The organism is Nocardia sp. FBN12 (assembly GCF_054031145.1).
This window is the reverse complement of the sequence record NZ_CM132926.1, coordinates 6,237,134-6,253,393: the sequence shown is the minus strand read 5'-3', so window position 1 is coordinate 6,253,393 and position 16,260 is coordinate 6,237,134. Positions and strand designations below refer to the sequence as shown.

Sequence of the window (16,260 nt, the reverse complement as noted above, 5' to 3'; positions counted from 1 at the left end):
TCTGTTCGGATGAATATCGACCAGCGTGGGGCTGTTTGCGTCCTCGGGACCGGCCTGATCGGCGGTTCATTGCTGCGCGCCGCCGTCGCGTCGGGGTACGCGGCGTTCGGGTACAACCGCTCCGAATCCGGAGTTTCCGCGGCGCGTCTGGACGGATTCGATGTGTCGGGCGACCTGTCCGCGGTGTTGCGCCGGGCCGCCGAGGTGGACGCGCTGCTGGTGATCGCGGTGCCGATGCCCGCGGTCGAACACCTGCTCGCCGACATCGCCGCGATAGCGCCCGGCTGCCCGCTGACCGATGTGGTGAGCGTGAAGGGGCCGGTGCTCGACGCGGTGCGCAAGCATGGACTCGAGGCCTTGTACGTGGGTGGGCATCCGATGACCGGGACGGCCGAATCTGGTTGGGCTGCAACAGATTCCACACTTTTCCGTAATGCGGTGTGGGCCGTGGGCGTCGACGAGGGCACCGGAGTGCGACCGTGGTCGCGGGTGGTGCGACTCGCGTTGGATTGCGGGTCGGTGGTGGTTCCGGTGCTCGCCGGCGAACACGATCAGGCCGTCGCGCGGATCTCGCATCTGCCGCATGTGCTGGCCGAAGCGCTGGCAGCCTCGGGTGCCGCGGGCGGAAAGCTGGCGCTCGGCCTGGCAGCGGGTTCGTTCCGCGACGGAACCCGCGTCGCGGGCACCGCGCCCGATCTCGTTCGCGCCATCTGCGAACCGAACGCGAGCGCGCTGGAACGGGTGCTCGACGAGGCGATCGAGACCCTCGTCACTGCCCGCGATTGCCTGCGTTCGGACGGCGATCTCGGCCAACTCGTCGAGGCGGGTTACCGCGGCCGTACCGCCTACGACAACCGCGCGACCTGGGACATCACCGGCATCACGCCCGGTACCGACGGCTGGCTCGGCGAACTACATCGCGCGGGTCGCGACGGTGGAGTACTCCGCGCACTCTGAGTGCCGGCGTCTTGCGTTTTCATCCCACCAGCCTCGTCGCTTGGCACGGCCATGTCATCCCTCTCAGGCGTGAGGTGGCAGGCAACGATGGCTCCGCGACTCCGCAGCGATGCGGGCGAGCACGCAGGTCAGGCGCGTTCGGCCAATCCCGGATAGTCGAGGACGAAACCTTCCGGGTCGACCGTCAGAGTGGCGCTCGAGACCGGGGACAAAACATTGATGCCGTCGGCCGCGCTCGAGTAGGTGAGCTCGGCTTCCTGCACCAGCAGGTCGGGTAGTCGCACGTAGACGACCGGAACCTGGACGTCACCGACGGCGTGCTGGAGGCTGAAGCGGCGAATCGGCAGGGTGTTGAAGAACGGGCTCAGCACCACGTCGACGTCGAGGGCGCCGCCGAAGGTGGAGCGCACGTGGGTACCGCCCGCGTCGACGAGCCAGTAGTTCTCCTCGTCGCGCGAGATCGAGGCATGGCGTTCACCGGCCGCGGTGGTGGTGCGCAGCGACAGCCGCCTGGTAGCGCCCGCTTCGTCGGTGACCAGGTCGTACGACGCGCTGAATGCCGGGTGCTCGTCGCCGGCACAGCCGATCATCCGGCCGGCGGCCCTGATCCGATTGCCGTTCACCGTCACCCGCACCGACTCCATCCGGCTGTTGTCGTGGGCACGCCAGGTGAGCACCGCAGGCCACCGGGAGGCCGGTCTGATCTCGGTGGGGCCGTCGGCCGGGCCCGGGGCTGGGGTCGTCACCTCTCTACGGTAAGCGACACCAGCCCCAGCGCTGTACAACACCGCTGCATCACACCAGCGAATCCCGCCAGGCGGCGTGCAATCCGGCGAAGCGCCCCTGGCCCGCGATCAGCTCGGCCGGTGCGCCGTCTTCCACGATCCGGCCACCGTCGAGCACCAGCACCCGGTCGGCAATGGCCACGGTGGACAGCCGGTGCGCGATGATCACGGCCGTGCGGTCGCGCAGCAGCGTTTCCAGCGCGTGCTGAACCAGCCGCTCACCGGGGATATCCAGGCTGGAGGTGGCCTCGTCGAGGACGATCACCGCCGGATCGGCCAGGAACACCCGCGCGAACGCCACCAGCTGACGCTGCCCCGCCGACAGCCTGCCACCGCGAGTCCGCACGTCGGTGGCATACCCGTCGGGGAGTCCGCCGACGAACGCGTCCAAACCCACCGCACGCGCGGCCGCGGCGACCTCGGCGTCGGTCGCGTCGGGCCTGCCGAGCCGGATGTTGTCGGCGATGGTGCCGGAGAACAGGTAGGCCTCCTGCGTGATCATCACGACATGCCTGCGCAGCTCGGCATCGACCAGGTCGCGCAGGTCCACCTTGTCGAGCGTGATGACGCCACCGCTCGGGTCGTAGAACCGGGTGAGCAGTTTCGCCAAGGTCGACTTGCCCGCGCCGGTGGCACCGACCAGCGCCACCACCTGTCCGGCAGGGATCTCAAGATCGAATTCCGGCAGCACCGAGGTGTCGTTGTAGCCGAACCAGACCTTGTCCATCCGCACCGCACCGGTCGCCCGCTCGAGGGCGACCGGGTGTTCGGGTTCGGCGACGGCCGGTTCCTCCTCGAGCACACCGGAGATCTTCTCCAGCGCCGCCGCCGCGGACTGGTAGGAGTTGAACACCTGCGCGAGTTCGTCGAGCGGACCGTAGAACTGGTCGAGGTAGAGCAGGTACGCGGCGAGCACACCGATCGCGAGGTTGCCCTCCATCACCTGCCAGGCGCCGACCAGCAGCACGATCACCGTGGTGAGCTTGCCGATGAAATTGGACAGCCCGACGTAGTCGCCCATGCCACGGACCGCGGTGGTCGTCGCCTGCTGGTACGTCGAGTCCTCGACGCCGAGCACCTCCTGGTTGCGGTGTTCGCGACGGAACGCCTGCACCGCGCGCATGCCGCTCATCGATTCGACGAACTGCACGACCACCCGCGAGATCGCACCGCGCGTACGCCGGTACCCGGCCCGCTGACGCCGCTGCGCCCACCGGGTGACCAGCACCAGCGGCACGAACCCGATCAGCACGATCGAGGCGAGCAGCGGATCCAGCCAGATCAGCAGCGCCGCGATGGTCACGACCGAGATCACCGCGCTCAGTGCCTGATTCAGCGCCCCTTCGAGCAGCTCCTGCAGGGCTTCGATATCGCTGGTGAGTCGTGTGACGACCTTGCCCGAGGTGTACTTCTCGTGAAACGACACGCTCAACCGCTGTGTGTGCCGGAACGCACGCACCCGCAAGTCGAACAGCACGCGCTGACTCAGCGACCCGGACGCGCGGAGGAAGGCGAACGTGGTGAGTCCCGACAACAACGTCACCGCGACGAAACCGGCTACCGTCGCGATCATCGGCGTCCAATTACCTTGGCGGCCTTCGTTTATGCCGTGGTCGAGCCCATAGGCGATGAACAGCGGCAGCGAGACCTTGGCGGCGTTGTCTACCAGGATCAGGATGAAGGTGAGGATCGCCTGTTTGCGGTATGGCCGCACCAGGTCGATGAGCAATCGCCGAGATCGCCCGGCAAGCACCAGATTTCCGGTGCCGGTGACGGTGTCGTCCTCTTTGGCGATGCCGCGCCAGTCGGCCGCCAGATCGGACTTCTCCTCCGGTACCGCCTTTGCCGGCGTCACAGTCTCGGTGCTCATGCTTCACCTCCCATCAGTTCGCGGTAGTGGCTGCTCGTCCGCAGCAATTTCTCGTGAGTGCCCTCGGCGACGATGCGCCCGTCGGCGAGCAGGGCGACACGATCGGCCAGCGCCGCGGTGGACGGCCGGTGCGCGACCAACAGTGTGGTCGCCCCGGACAGGACAGCGCGCAGCCGATCCTGCACGCGCTCTTCGGTTTCCACATCCAGCGCGGAGAGCGGATCGTCGAGGACCATGATCCGGCCGCGCGCTTCGGTGTCGCCGGTGAGCACGGCCCTGGCCAGGGCCAGACGCTGACGCTGTCCGCCGGACAGACTCATGCCCTGCTCGCCGATGCGGGTGTCGAGCCCCCACGGCAGCGCGTCGACGAATTCGCCCGCCTGAGCGATATCGAGCGCCTGCCGCACATCGGCGTCGGTGGCGCGCGCGTCGCCCAGTGCGACGTTCTCCCGCACGCTCGCGGAGAACAGCACCGGTTCCTCGAAGGCCACCGTCACCACCCGGCGCAACTCGGCCAGCCGCAGGGTGGCGATATCGACACCGTCGATGGTGATGGTGCCGCCGCTGACGTCGTAGAGCCGGGGAATCAGCTCGAGTAGCGCGGTCTTGCCGCTGCCCGTCGCCCCGACGAGCGCGACCGTCTCCCCCGGTCGGATCCGCAGCGAGATCTCTTCCAGCACGGTGTTTTCCGGACCGTCATCGGATCGCGGATAGGCGAAGCGGACCCGGTCGATGACCAGCTCCCCGTGCAGCGCGGCCGGGAGTTCGGCCGGGTGCGGTGGGTCGGTGATGTCGAGTGGAGTGTCGATGATCTCCCAGAAGCGATCGGCCGCGGTGCGCGCCTCGAACAACTCCGACAACAGGAACCCGAGCCAGATGATCGGCCACTGCAGAAACGTGGCCAGCGTGATGCTCGCGACGAGCGTGCCCATCGTCATCGACCCGTGCACCACCGAGTAACCACCCACGCCGAGCGACACCGCGATCGACACGGTCGGCAAGGTGACCAACGCCGCCCACAGCGTGGCGTCGAGGCGCACCTTCACCATTTCGGTGCGCTGCAGTTCCCGGGACAGGGCAGTGAATCGCGCACCGAAGAACCGGCCACGGCCCAGCGCCTTGAGCACCCGCACGCCCTGCGCGGACTCCTGGGCGATGGTGGCCAGGTCGCCGGACTGGTCCTGTGAGCGCCGCGAGGCCACCTCGAATCTGCGGACGAAGCGGGCGCAGAACAGCGTCAACGGCAGCGATGTCACCGTGAACATCAGTCCCACTTGCCAATTCATCGCGAACAACACGATCAGCCCGGTGGGCATGATCACGCTGTTGACGATCAGGAACGGGCCGGCGAACGCGACGAACCGCCGCATCACCGACAGATCATCGATGGCGCGCGAGAGCAGCTGACCCGACTGCCAGCCATCGTGGCGGCCGATCGAGAGTGCCTGCAGTCGCGTGAAGAGCTTGGCGCGCATCGTGATTTCGAACATCGTCGACGGCTTGGACACCAGCCAGCGCCTGCCCCACATCCCGAAGGACTCGAGCGAGCCGAGCAGAAAGATCAGCGCGACCGGCGCCAGCAGACCGACGAAATCCCGCCGCGCGATCGGCCCGTCCACCACCCGCGCGATGACCAGCGGGATCGCGATCGCTGTGCTCGAGGTGACGATCGCCAGCACGTTCGCCAGCAGCAGCGGCACTCGGTACGGCCGGAGAAAGGGCAGGAATCGCCGCAGCGACCGCATTCCCCCACTCGGCCGCGGCGCGGGCCGCGCCGATCTGTCGGCCTCCGATTCGGCGGCCGCCAGCTCTGATGTGACAGACAAAACTCCCCCTTGATGCCCGGTCGGCTGGTTGGTTTTCCGGAAACGGACGCACGGTGATGTTCGCACCAGGGTCCGACAAGTTCGGCCCATCAAGAGTCCCAGAGCACCCCCACCCCCGGCCACCGATTTTCCGGCCACGAAGCCGCCCGGCCACCATCGGCTCGGACAGGCAGGTCCGCTCGATCGGCCTTGCGCCGCGCCCTGTCGCACCCGCGCGCCCCACCACCGGAGCGGCCCCGATATCGGCCGGACTCGCGGCCTGGCCGCGGTTCGACCGCCCGATACAATGCGGCGCAGGCGTGAGCTATCGACAGCGCTGAGCAGCGGGCCGATCAGGGCCGCGAACTCGAGCGCGTCGGCGCTCCAAAGACACAGGGGTCCTTCATGCGGATGGTCGGGTTGTTCGCCGGGATCGGCGGGCTCGAACTCGGTCTGAGCAGGCATGGTTGGTCTTCGGAGTTGCTGTGCGAGATCGACCCCGGCGCTCAGGGCGTGCTCGCGGCCCGATTCCCCGACACCGACCTGCACGGCGACATCACCCGCTTGCGGTCGCTCCCCTCGGGCACCGAGCTGGTCGCGGCCGGTTTTCCCTGCCAGGACCTCTCACAGGCCGGGCGCACCGCGGGCATCACCGGCCGTCGATCGGGCCTGGTGGACGAGGTGTTCCGGCTGGTTCGCAGGCAGCGTGGGCCGCGATGGTTGTTGATCGAGAACGTTCCGTTCATGCTGCAGCTCGGCCGCGGTGCGGCCATGCGCCACATCACCGCCGCGCTGGAGGAACTCGGCTACAGCTGGGCGTACCGCGTGGTCGACGGGCGCGCCTTCGGCTTGCCGCAGCGGCGGCAGCGCGTGCTGATGCTGGCTTCGCGCACGGAGGACCCCCGCCCGGTGCTGTTCGGCGACGACGCCGGTCCCCTCGACTACGGCGACCCGGACCGCGACCCCTGCGGCTTCTACTGGACCGAGGGCGTGCGCGGGCTCGGCTGGGCGGTGAACGCGGTGCCGACCCTCAAGGGTGGTTCCGGTCTCGGCATCGCCAGTCCGCCCGCGGTGCGGCTGCCCGCAGGCGAGATCGTGACGCCGGGCATCGTCGACGGTGAGCGATTACAGGGGTTTGACGCCGACTGGACCGCCCCCGCCCTCGATGTCGCGGGCGTGCGCCACGGTCATCGATGGAAACTGGTGGGCAACGCGGTGAGTGTCCGGATGGCGAACTGGGTCGGCGAACGCTTGGCCGCGCCCTCGGACCCGCTCACCCTGGGCGAGCCGATCGCCGCAGGCCAACCGTGGCCGAGCGCCGCGTGGGGTCACGCCGGCGTGGTGCACCGCGTTCCCCTGTCGACCTGGCCGGTCCACGAACCCTACGAGGACCTGAAGAACTTCCTCACCGAACCTCGCCTGCTCTCCCCGCGCGCGACGGCCGGGTTCCTGCGTCGCACCGAGATGGGAAACCTGCGCTTCCCGCCCGGATTCCTCGACGACGTGCGCGACCACCTCGACCGAATGGGCGGCTGGGCGGCATGAGCGCGGCGGGCAGGCTCGTGACCGACTCGGCGACGAGCGCGCGGATGTCCAAACAGCGACGCGTGAACACCAATCCCGAGCTGGCCCTTCGCCGCGAACTACACCGCGCGGGCCTGCGCTATTTCGTCGATCGACCGCCCATCAAAGGCCAGCGCCGACGCGCGGATGTGGTGTTTCCGCGGCTGCGCATCGCCGTCTACGTCGACGGTTGTTTCTGGCATCGATGCCCTGATCACGCGACCGATCCGAAGAACAACGCGCAGTGGTGGGCCGAGAAGCTGGCAGCCAATGTGGCCCGCGATCGGGCTACCGACGCGGCGTTGACGGCGGCGGGCTGGCAGGTAGTTCGGGTGTGGGAGCACGAGGATCCGCACGCGGCGGCCGAGCAGATCACGGCGCTGGTGGCGCGCGCCAAACCCAGTTGATCTGTGGTTGTTCAGCTACGGCGCTTGTTCAGCGACGGCGCGGAGCGTGCTCGGCGCGAACCCGCACCCGTGCGCGCGACGCATCCGCCGCGACGAAGCCGGACACGGCCAGCGCGAGGATCGTGGCGAAACTTGCCAGCGCGATCACGTAGCTCATCGAGGACCTCTCCGTTGATTACCAACCACCCTGCACGGCGAACCTGACAGCAACCTGTGTGTGCCTGTGCGTCTGATGTGATGAAACCACGTCCGCGCTCTCGACGCGCCTGATCCGGCCGGTCGTGACCGACACGCACAATGGTCGGTGTGACCGAATTCGCACGGCACACCCGGGGCTACTCGGTGCTGATCGCCCTCGCGATCGCCATCGCCGGCCTGTGTTATTCGTCCTGGCTGCTGGAATTCGCGCTGCCGGTCGACACCGACCCGGTCAACGATTTCCTCAGCGAACTCGACGCCGAGGGCAAGCCCTACCGCGCGGTGTTCGGCACCGCCGACAAGCTCGTCGGCCTGTTGCTGATTCCGGCGGCCCTGGGCGGACTGGTGGTTTTCCGGCGCCGTCGGCTGACCACGATCGGCTGGATCGCCCTGCTGTGCTTCGGCGCGGCCACGATCGCCGACACGCTCTTCCCACTGAGCGATTGCGCCCCTGGCTCCGACGCGTGCGGCGGCGGACTGTTCCCCCAGCTACACCAACCACACGCGCTGACGAGCACACTGGCCGTCACCTCGATCGCGGTGGCGGCATTCGCCTTCAGTGCCGCCGCCTTCCGCTACCACCGCTGGCGGATCCTGCGCGAGTTCGGCGTCGCCGTTCTTGTCGTCGGGTCGGCGGCGACCATCTGGATGATGGTCGCCGACAACCTCTCCGGCTCCTACGCACTCGGCGTCGCCCAGCGCATCCAGGTCGGCGCCATGTCGCTGTGGATGCTCGCCCTGGCCACCGCGGTGCTCATCGAGGGACGCGAGTGGACTACTTGACGGTGATCTTCACCGTGTAGCCGTCGAGCTTCGCGGGCAGCTTGGTGGTGTCGACCGCGAGCACCTCACCGGTGTCTTGCACGCCGTTGGGCAGCGTCTTGGGCTTCAGGCCGAACGGCGGCTGCTCGCCCTGACTGGCGGCCAGACCGAAGTCGCTGTCGTTGGCGATGTAGATGGTCTTGCCGCCATCGAGGGTGGCGATGCCTTCGATCTTGTCGTGGCCGAAGAAGCGGCCCTTCTCGTCGAGCGCGGCGACCAGCGCGGACAGGTCGAGATTGCTCTTCTTCGCAACCGGGGTGACGCCCGCCTTGGTCAGCGTGGCGACAGCGTCGGCGGTCGGGGTGACCCCGATCAGCGTCTCCAGCGGCTTACCGTCGATCAGCAGGCCGCCCTTCTCGGCGTCATAGGTCGCGCCGGGCACCGCTGACTGCGGGCCGACATCGGTCGCGCCCGCGATGTCGATGGTCCAGATCTTCTTGTCCGACTTGGGCGCGAGGTTGCCGTCTCGCTCGTCGACCAGGAAGGTCGTGGCGCTCAGCGCGGTGATCTCCGAGACCGCGACTTTGGATTGCTTCGGGTTCTCCAGCGGGTACAGGAATTCCTTCTGAGCCTTGGTCTTCAGGTCGACGGTCACGATGCGCGCGAACGGCACCTCCTTGGCCGAGCCGCTCAGGCCGGGGGTGTTGAGCGCGCTCTGGACCATGCCGACCAGGGTGCTGCCGTCCGGGGTGATGGTCAGCCCCTCCATGCCCTGGTTGGGGGTGCGCAGCGCGATCTCCTTCGGCAGGCCGCTGCCGGGCGCGAGCCGCTCGATCTCGGTGCCGTTGGCGTCGAAATGCACCAGGAACGGGCCGTATTCGTCGGAGACCCAGAAGGTGCCGTCGGGCAGTGCCACCAGGCCCTCGGGATCGAGGCCGTGATCGGTGGGCGGGAGGACATTGCCCTGCAGGTCCTTGATGGTCTCGCCGGTGCTGGCCGAGATGTCGACCTGGCCGTTGAACGGTGCGCCCGACTTACTGCGCAGCTCGATGCTCGACTGCAGCACGGCCTGGTTGTCGACCAACTTGAACCGGCCGATTTTGGGCACGAAACTCGGTGTCGGCGAGAGCTTTTCATTCTTGGCCGGCCCGTCGACGTTCGGGCCGCGGTCGGTGAGTCCGTAGAACTCGTCGGTGCTGCCGGGCACCGAGGTCCAGGCCGAGCCGAATCCACTGCCCTGCACCGTGGTGCCACCGAACTCGCCGAGCACCGGAATGTCGGTGGTGTAGAGGCGAACCGCGTCGGTGGTGGTCACGGTGAACTGGTCGAGACCGGTGTACCCGGCGCTCGGGGTGTAGACGTAGGCACCGTCGGCGCGCCGGGTGACATTGCCGTGCTCGGGCTCGAGGCTGACCCCGAGCACCGCGCTGGTACCCGCCTTGGCGACCAGATCGTCGAGCGAGATCACCAGCGGCGTGTCCTTGCCCGCGGCGAAGCCGGCATCGGGATCCGGCGAGCAGCCCGCCACAACGGCGGCAGCGCACAGCGCGGCGGTGAGCGGAAAGAGGCGTAGACCTGGACGTGCGTTCACCTGCCATGCATACCGCCGCGACCCGACTACGAGACGACCGGCAAATGAATTGTCCTCCATCGCTCGGTGGACCATTCTGGCAATCATGACCACAACTCGGGTGAACATTTCCTCAGCCTCCGATTTCGAAGATGTCGTCGGGTATTCGCGGGCGGTGCGGGTCGGCAACCAGGTCGTCGTCAGTGGCACCACCGCGGCTGTCACCGGCGGCGGTGCTGTCGGCGGCGACGACATCGGCGCCCAGACCAGGGAGGTCTTGGCTCGCATCGCCACTGCGCTCGAACAAGCCGGTGCGAGCCTGCGCGATGTGGTTCGCACGCGCATGTTCGTCACCGATATCGCCCGCTGGCCCGAGGTCGCGGCTGCTCACGCCGAGGTATTCGGCACGATCCGCCCCGCGGCCTCGATGTACGAGGTCACCGCGTTGATCGCCGCTGATCTGCTGGTGGAGATCGAGGCAGACGCGATCATCGCCGACTGAATCGTCACACGGCCAGACGGAGGCGCGCCGGCGTCGACAGTCGATTTATGCCCAGTTATCCACAGGCTCAGAGTTATCCACAGGGCAATGTCGACGCCGTCGTTCTCGCCTGTGCGCCGGCGGCGGAGCACTACTCTCGAATCCGTGACCAGCGAAACGGCAACCCCCACCGACCTGCTCGATCAGGTCGCCGCCTCCACCGCGCGCGTCGATACCGCGATCGGCACGCTCACCGACGCTGCCTTGACCGAACCATCCCTGTTACCGGGATGGACCCGCGGTCACGTGCTGGCCCACCTGTCGCGCAACGCCGACAGCCTGCTGAACCTGCTGCTGTGGGCACGCACCGGCATCGAGATGCCGCAGTATCCGAGCGTCGAAGTCCGCGATGCCGATATCGAGGCCGGCGCGCCCCGCCCGCTCACCGTGCAGCACGCCGACTTCACCGCCACGGCACACCGCTGGCAGGCCGTCGCCACCACCATGCCCGCCGCCGACTGGCAGGCCGAGGTCCGCAACCGCCAGGGCGGCACCGTCACCGCCGATCACATCCCCTGGATGCGCCTGCGCGAGACCGAAATCCACCACGTGGACCTCGGCATCGGCTACACCCCCGCCGACTGGCCCGCGCCCTTCGTCGCCCGGCTGCTCCCCGAAACCATCACCGACCTCTCCGCCAAACTCCGCCCCGAAGCCACCCCCACCTTCGACATCCAGTCCACCGACACCGATTTCATCGCCACCGTCGGCCCTGGCCGCCCCCACCACACCATCCTCGGCCCCGCCTGGGCCCTGTTGGGATGGCTCGTCGGCCGCACCTCCGGTAGCGACCTCACCGGCCCTCTCCCGCCGCTACCGGCCTGGAAGTAGCCCACTGCGACGAAAGAACCTCCGACCCAGCACAGTTCGGAGGCTCCAGACGGTCAGCGAATGCTGATTTTCGGATCGGTGAAGCGGTTGGTGAAGATATCGCCCGCGGTCAGCGCGGGCGGGATCGCCGCACCGCCCGCGACCAGGATCGGCCTCAGGTCGTCCAGGTTGCGCTGGGCGCGAGCCTGCTCGTAGGTGCCGAAGGAGCCGTCGGCCTCATTGGCCAACAGGCCGAGCTCGACGAGCTGCTTCGAGGCGAACTCCGCCTCACCCGCGGGGTAGGGGGTGAATGCCGGTGTGCGGGAAACGATGTCGACGACCTTGGCATTGGTGTCGGCCGGTGCTGCGGCGAAGTCAGCGCCGGACTGCTGCACGATCGGCACCAACTTGGCCAGGCACGACGCCAGTCCGTCGAGCTTGTCGGCGCGCGCGGTGAGATTCGAGGCGTAGGTGTCGAAGCCGGCGTTCTTGATCAGGTCGTAGGCGACCGGCTTGTTCCAGGCGCGGGCCTCGTGCTCGTAGACATACGGTTCCGCGCTGGCGAAGCCCTGCTGGGCGATTGTGGGGTCGGCGACGAAACGAGCTGGGGCGCCGTCGTATCCGGTATCGATCTGCGACTGCTTCAACAGCCCCTTGGCCACCAGCCACTGCGGGAAGATCTGCTCCTTCGACACCACAACGGGCGAATTGGAGCGGCCGATATCGGCGATCGAACGCCAGTCCGGATGGCTCACCGGATCCCACATCAGAATGGAGGGACTGTATTTCAGCAACGGCGTGACCGCGACGACCGACTTGGCGGCACTCGCCGCGATCACCTGTTCACCGTGCACCACGCCGAGAGTGACCGTGTCGTCGACATACATGCGCGACGGGACGGACTGGAACCCGATCGCGGGCCCACCCGCTCGCAGCTGCAGCCGCACACCGGTGTCCTTACCGCCCGCGACCAGCGGCCCCTCGACCGACTTGGTCTCCTCGTCCACGCGGTAGCCGGGCCCGAGCAGCTGGAACAACCCACCCTGGTCGGACTGCGGCTGCCATTGCAGCTGGATGGTGACCGTATCCGGGCACACGCCGCGCAAGGTCTGTGCGGGAGCCGCGGGTTCGAGCGCGACGGCCGCGCCACCCTGGTCCGCGGTATCGGAGCCGCAACCCGCCACGGCGAGTAGTGCCGCCAACAGCACTGCTCCCGAAGTAGCGGCGCGCCTGCGGTGTCGGTGGTTGTGCATGTCGATCTCCTCGCCGTCGCGGCGTTCTGCGCGACGTCTACATGCAACGTCCCACCGGTTTCGTGGCCGTTACGTGTTCACTACATGTCTGTTCTTACTTCGATTCCGTGATGCGGGGGCAATACATGCAATGGACCGTGAAGAGATGACGCCCACGTTCACCGTCCCCACCATCGACATCACGCCGTTCCTGACCGACTCCGACGAGGCCGCGCGCACCGCCGTCGCCGCCGAGATCGACACCGCCTGCCGCGAGGTCGGCTTCATGCAGATCGTCGGCCACGCCATCCCCGGCGAGGTGATCACCGGACTCACCGCCGCGCTCGACGAGTTCTTCGCGCTGCCGCTGGTGATCAAGAAGCGCTACCGCCGATCGACCTCGGAGAACCGTGGCTACTCGCCGCCACGTTCGGAATCGCTGAGTCTGAGTCTCGGCCTCCCCGCGGCCAATCAGATGAACGACTTCTACGAGGCCTTCATCGTCGGCACCCAGTCCGCCGACTTTCCCGGCCTCGACCTGCCCGCCTCGTCCTATGCCGCGAACAACTGGCCCGATGCCGCCGTGCGCTTCCGTCCGGCGATCGAGACCTACTTCGCCCACGCACAGCGGCTGTCCCGAATCCTGCTGCGCGCCTTCACCACAGCCCTGCACCTGCCCGCCGACTACTTCGACTCGCTCACCGACCATTCCATCGACGCGCTGAAGATGAACAACTACGCCCTACCCGAGGGCGAACTGCGCCTCGACGGCGACATGACCGGCATGGGCGCGCACACCGACTTCGGCATCCTGACCATCCTGTGGGCCGACCGCGTCCCCGGCTTGCAAGTGCTCGACAAAGACGGCCACTGGCACGATGTGCAGCCCGCCGAAGGCGCCCTGCTCATCAACCTCGGCGACGCGATGGCCCGCTGGACCAACGACCGCTGGATGTCCACCCTCCACCGCGTCGACCCACCGATCGTCGACGGCCACATCCGCCGCCGCCGCTCAGCCGCCTTCTTCTTCGACGGCAACCACGACGCCGTGATACAACCCCTCCCCGGCACCCTCGCCCCCGGCGAACAGGGCTACCCCCCGATCACCGTCGCCGACAACATCAACGCGAAGGTCGCCGGCCTCAAAGGCATAGCCACCCCACCCCCGACCGCCCGCGAAACCGCCAGAGTCCTGGCATCGACCAACCCGGAATGACCCGACCCGACACACAAAAATCGACCCCGTATCACCTGATACGGGGTCGATCTCGGTGCGCCCGAAGGGATTCGAACCCCTAACCTCTTGATCCGTAGTCAAGTGCTCTATCCGTTGAGCTACGGGCGCATGGTCGTGCATCTTCAGTTGTACCCAGCGAACTGGGTGTGGCGGAGGCGAGAGGATTTGAACCTCCGGTCCCCGTGAAGGGACAACTCATTAGCAGTGAGTCCCATTCGGCCGCTCTGGCACGCCTCCTGGAGCCTTCTCTTTCGAGGGCACCGGTCCTTGTCGAACCGCCGGGAATGAAGATTACACGAGCGTGGGTAGTAGTCCAAAACGCCTGGTCAATCAGCGTAAGTTGCTGTCGAACCAGTCGTAGATACGGGTCTGGGAGTCGATGCGAATAGCCGCTGCCGCATCGTCGTCGGGGTCGGGGCGGTCGGCGCGGTGGCTCAGGCCGGGATAGGTGATGGTGAGACTGGCCACATTCGCCTTCGCCGTGGCCTCGCGCAGGCGCTCGACCGCCTCGGGCGGGGTGGCCGGGTCGTCGGCGCCGAAGAGGCCGAGCCAGGGAGCTTGGAGGTCGGCGGCGACGTCGACCAGGGCGGCGTTCTGGTCGGGCAGTGGGTCGGTGATGCCGGGGGCGGACACGCTCACCGCGGCGCCGATCGGGCGGGTAGCCGCGACGAGGAAGGCGGCGGTGCCGGCGCTGTCGAAGCCGAGGACGCCGATGGTGTCGGGGAAGACGCCGCGGGCGGTGAGCCAGTCGAAACCGGCGTCGAAGTCGTCGAAGAGTTCGTCGCCGAACACCTCGTGGACCTGCGCGTCGGCGATGCGGTCGAACAGGTGCGGCGCGATCACGATCCAGCCCTCGAGCGACAGCGCCCGCATCAGGTCGAGCAGCTGGGGCGAGAAATCGCGGGATTCGTGCAGGACAACGATGCCGCCGCGAGCCACCCGTTCGGGCTCGACCACCGTGATGGGCACGGCAGTGCGTCGCACGGCTACGTCCGTGTCGGCATCCGTCGAACGCAAGGGGGCGACATCATCATAAGTGCCCGACATAAACCCAGCGTAGGCGGCAGAACTGGACTTGGGTAGGCCTAGCAGGCCGCGCCGCATGTCACGACGGCCGATCATCGTAGGGTGGAGGCGTGACCGCGCATATCCGCCCCGACCTCGCCAGCATCCCGGCCTACGTTCCCGGCCGTAACCACCCCGGTGCGGTGAAGCTCGCGTCCAACGAGACAACCTTCGGTCCGTTGCCGAGCGCGGCCAAGGCGATCGCGGAATCCGCGGAGCAGGCCAACCGCTATCCGGACAATCAGGTCAGCGAGCTGCGGACCGCGCTGGCCGAGTTCCTCGGCGTCACCGTCGCGAATGTCGCGGTCGGCTGCGGCAGCGTGGCGCTGTGCCAGGAACTCGTGCAGATCACCTGCGACGCTCCCACCGACGAAGTGGTGTTCGCCTGGCGCTCGTTCGAGGCGTATCCGATCGTCACCCAGGTCGGCAATGCCACCGCGGTGACAGTGCCGCTGACCGCGGATCACCTGCACGATCTGGAGGCGATGGCCGACGCGGTCACCGAGCGCACCAAGCTGATCTTCGTCTGCAACCCCAACAACCCGAGCAGCACCGCGCACGGGCGCGCCGAGCTGGAACGGTTCCTCGATCGCGTGCCCGCGCGGGTACTCGTCGTGCTCGACGAGGCCTACTACGAGTACATGCGGCTGACTCCCGAGACTTGCCCCGACGGCGTCGAGCTCGGGCGCACGAGGCCGAATGTGGTTGTGCTGCGCACCTTCTCGAAGGCGTATGGCCTGGCCGGATTGCGCGTCGGCTACGCGGTGGGCGATCCCGACGTGATCGCCGCACTGCTGAAGGTGCACATCCCGTTCAGCGTGAACCGGGTCGCCCAAGCCGCCGCCATCGCCTCGCTGCAGGCGCGCGGCGAACTGCTCGATCGCACCGATGTGCTGGTGGCGCAACGGGATCGGATGCGCGACGCACTGCTGGCCGCGGGCTACGAGGTGCCGTCGAGCGAGGCCAATTTCGTGTGGTTGCCGTTGGGCGAGCGCAGTATCGAGTTCGCCGAGGCGAGTGCCGTTGCTGGCGTGCTGGTTCGGCCGTTCGCGGGCGACGGCGTGCGGGTGACGGTCGGTGATCCGCACGAGAACGAGCAGTTCCTCGGCTTCGCCACGGCACCCGAAACGGCGGCCCGATTCCGTTAGCTGGGCGCACCGTCAGCCTCCCTTGACGTGGGGTTGCCATGGGATTACCGCGAATTCGAGCACACTGCCAGCACACCGGTCGTAGGCTGGCTCGAAGCTGATGTCGGGTCGACCGATTACCCGGTCGGCGCGCGTCACCGGTCGAGTGAGTGCGTTCTCGGCGGGCAATCGTCCCGCATCCCGGGTGCGCCCGCACGGCCCCGCACCCCGCTGCCCGACCGGAGATGTATCGTGAACCAAGGCTCTCGCCCCGCCGTCTGCGAAAAATCCACCCCCGCAATCACTTCGGCGGCTGACATCGAGGTAGCCC

Annotated in this window: 15 protein-coding genes and 2 tRNA genes; 8 read left to right on the top strand and 9 right to left on the bottom strand. The window is 67.7% G+C overall.

Annotated elements, in window-relative coordinates:
- Positions 1-9: 9 nt before the first annotated feature.
- Positions 10-957 (top strand): prephenate dehydrogenase, encoded by a 948-nt coding sequence (locus tag ACWZHB_RS29480; protein ID WP_427905014.1) that lies wholly within the window; start codon positions 10-12, stop codon positions 955-957.
- A gap of 128 nt (positions 958-1,085) precedes the next feature.
- On the opposite strand, the gene ACWZHB_RS29475 is transcribed toward ACWZHB_RS29480, so the two are convergent.
- The 3 genes from ACWZHB_RS29475 to ACWZHB_RS29465 are packed head-to-tail and all read right to left on the bottom strand — an operon-like array spanning position 1,086 to position 5,438.
- On the bottom strand, positions 1,086-1,703 hold the full coding sequence (locus ACWZHB_RS29475) for a putative glycolipid-binding domain-containing protein (RefSeq protein ID WP_427905013.1): 618 nt from the start codon (positions 1,701-1,703) through the stop codon (positions 1,086-1,088).
- 49 nt (positions 1,704-1,752) lie between these two features.
- The gene (locus tag ACWZHB_RS29470; protein WP_427905012.1) at positions 1,753-3,612 is read right to left on the bottom strand and encodes an ABC transporter ATP-binding protein; all 1,860 of its coding nucleotides are present in this window, start codon (positions 3,610-3,612) and stop codon (positions 1,753-1,755) included.
- The gene (locus tag ACWZHB_RS29465; RefSeq protein ID WP_427905011.1) at positions 3,609-5,438 is read right to left on the bottom strand and encodes an ABC transporter ATP-binding protein; all 1,830 of its coding nucleotides are present in this window, start codon (positions 5,436-5,438) and stop codon (positions 3,609-3,611) included. The genes ACWZHB_RS29470 and ACWZHB_RS29465 overlap by 4 nt, the downstream gene beginning before the upstream one ends.
- 390 nt (positions 5,439-5,828) lie before the next feature.
- Between ACWZHB_RS29465 and ACWZHB_RS29460 the strand changes: the two genes are divergently transcribed.
- Both ACWZHB_RS29460 and ACWZHB_RS29455 read left to right on the top strand, forming a co-directional pair.
- On the top strand, positions 5,829-6,962 hold the full coding sequence (locus ACWZHB_RS29460; protein ID WP_427909347.1) for a DNA cytosine methyltransferase: 1,134 nt from the start codon (positions 5,829-5,831) through the stop codon (positions 6,960-6,962).
- Positions 6,959-7,387, top strand: coding sequence for a very short patch repair endonuclease (locus ACWZHB_RS29455; protein WP_427905010.1), 429 nt, complete (start codon positions 6,959-6,961; stop codon positions 7,385-7,387). The genes ACWZHB_RS29460 and ACWZHB_RS29455 overlap by 4 nt, the downstream gene beginning before the upstream one ends.
- A gap of 28 nt (positions 7,388-7,415) precedes the next feature.
- On the opposite strand, the gene ACWZHB_RS29450 is transcribed toward ACWZHB_RS29455, so the two are convergent.
- Entirely contained in the window at positions 7,416-7,544 is a 129-nt protein-coding gene (locus ACWZHB_RS29450; protein ID WP_427905009.1) for a hypothetical protein, read from the bottom strand.
- Positions 7,545-7,693: 149 nt separating this feature from the next.
- Here ACWZHB_RS29450 and ACWZHB_RS29445 point away from each other — a divergent pair, with 149 nt between their 5' ends.
- Positions 7,694-8,368 (top strand): DUF998 domain-containing protein, encoded by a 675-nt coding sequence (locus ACWZHB_RS29445; RefSeq protein WP_427905008.1) that lies wholly within the window; start codon positions 7,694-7,696, stop codon positions 8,366-8,368.
- On the opposite strand, the gene ACWZHB_RS29440 is transcribed toward ACWZHB_RS29445, so the two are convergent.
- Positions 8,361-9,938, bottom strand: coding sequence for an esterase-like activity of phytase family protein (locus tag ACWZHB_RS29440; protein ID WP_427905007.1), 1,578 nt, complete (start codon positions 9,936-9,938; stop codon positions 8,361-8,363). The genes ACWZHB_RS29445 and ACWZHB_RS29440 overlap by 8 nt on opposite strands.
- A gap of 85 nt (positions 9,939-10,023) precedes the next feature.
- Between ACWZHB_RS29440 and ACWZHB_RS29435 the strand changes: the two genes are divergently transcribed.
- Both ACWZHB_RS29435 and ACWZHB_RS29430 read left to right on the top strand, forming a co-directional pair.
- A complete protein-coding gene (locus ACWZHB_RS29435; RefSeq protein WP_427905006.1) occupies positions 10,024-10,419 on the top strand; it encodes a Rid family hydrolase in 396 nt (131 codons plus the stop codon).
- A gap of 144 nt (positions 10,420-10,563) precedes the next feature.
- Complete coding sequence (locus ACWZHB_RS29430; RefSeq protein ID WP_427905005.1) at positions 10,564-11,289, top strand: maleylpyruvate isomerase family mycothiol-dependent enzyme; 726 nt, start codon at positions 10,564-10,566, stop codon at positions 11,287-11,289.
- A gap of 53 nt (positions 11,290-11,342) precedes the next feature.
- Here the strand turns inward: ACWZHB_RS29430 and ACWZHB_RS29425 are convergent, their stop codons facing one another.
- Positions 11,343-12,521 carry a nitrate ABC transporter substrate-binding protein gene (locus tag ACWZHB_RS29425; RefSeq protein ID WP_427905004.1) on the bottom strand — a complete coding sequence of 393 codons (1,179 nt, stop codon included), beginning with the start codon at positions 12,519-12,521 and terminating at the stop codon, positions 11,343-11,345.
- Positions 12,522-12,666: 145 nt separating this feature from the next.
- Here ACWZHB_RS29425 and ACWZHB_RS29420 point away from each other — a divergent pair, with 145 nt between their 5' ends.
- Positions 12,667-13,716, top strand: coding sequence for an isopenicillin N synthase family dioxygenase (locus ACWZHB_RS29420; RefSeq protein ID WP_427905003.1), 1,050 nt, complete (start codon positions 12,667-12,669; stop codon positions 13,714-13,716).
- A 56-nt stretch (positions 13,717-13,772) separates the two neighbouring features.
- On the opposite strand, the gene ACWZHB_RS29415 is transcribed toward ACWZHB_RS29420, so the two are convergent.
- The 3 genes from ACWZHB_RS29415 to ACWZHB_RS29405 form a co-directional block, all read right to left on the bottom strand.
- Positions 13,773-13,845: transfer RNA gene (locus ACWZHB_RS29415), tRNA-Arg, on the bottom strand.
- A 39-nt stretch (positions 13,846-13,884) separates the two neighbouring features.
- Positions 13,885-13,974: transfer RNA gene (locus ACWZHB_RS29410), tRNA-Ser, on the bottom strand.
- 93 nt (positions 13,975-14,067) lie between these two features.
- Positions 14,068-14,784, bottom strand: coding sequence for a dienelactone hydrolase family protein (locus tag ACWZHB_RS29405; protein WP_427905002.1), 717 nt, complete (start codon positions 14,782-14,784; stop codon positions 14,068-14,070).
- Positions 14,785-14,873: 89 nt separating this feature from the next.
- Between ACWZHB_RS29405 and hisC the strand changes: the two genes are divergently transcribed.
- Positions 14,874-15,950, top strand: coding sequence for a histidinol-phosphate transaminase (gene hisC, locus ACWZHB_RS29400; protein WP_427905001.1), 1,077 nt, complete (start codon positions 14,874-14,876; stop codon positions 15,948-15,950).
- Positions 15,951-16,260 lie beyond the last annotated feature (310 nt).

What these genes read in the sequence shown, in the direction of transcription:
- ACWZHB_RS29480 (WP_427905014.1), top strand. Translation starts at nt 10, where the DNA reads ATGAATATCGACCAGCGTGGGGCTGTTTGCGTCCTCGGGACCGGCCTG.
- ACWZHB_RS29470 (WP_427905012.1), bottom strand. Translation starts at nt 3,612, where the DNA reads ATGAGCACCGAGACTGTGACGCCGGCAAAGGCGGTACCGGAGGAGAAG.
- ACWZHB_RS29460 (WP_427909347.1), top strand. Translation starts at nt 5,829, where the DNA reads ATGGTCGGGTTGTTCGCCGGGATCGGCGGGCTCGAACTCGGTCTGAGC.
- ACWZHB_RS29455 (WP_427905010.1), top strand. Translation starts at nt 6,959, where the DNA reads ATGAGCGCGGCGGGCAGGCTCGTGACCGACTCGGCGACGAGCGCGCGG.
- ACWZHB_RS29450 (WP_427905009.1), bottom strand. Translation starts at nt 7,544, where the DNA reads ATGAGCTACGTGATCGCGCTGGCAAGTTTCGCCACGATCCTCGCGCTG.
- ACWZHB_RS29435 (WP_427905006.1), top strand. Translation starts at nt 10,024, where the DNA reads ATGACCACAACTCGGGTGAACATTTCCTCAGCCTCCGATTTCGAAGAT.
- ACWZHB_RS29425 (WP_427905004.1), bottom strand. Translation starts at nt 12,521, where the DNA reads ATGCACAACCACCGACACCGCAGGCGCGCCGCTACTTCGGGAGCAGTG.
- ACWZHB_RS29420 (WP_427905003.1), top strand. Translation starts at nt 12,667, where the DNA reads ATGACGCCCACGTTCACCGTCCCCACCATCGACATCACGCCGTTCCTG.
- ACWZHB_RS29405 (WP_427905002.1), bottom strand. Translation starts at nt 14,784, where the DNA reads ATGTCGGGCACTTATGATGATGTCGCCCCCTTGCGTTCGACGGATGCC.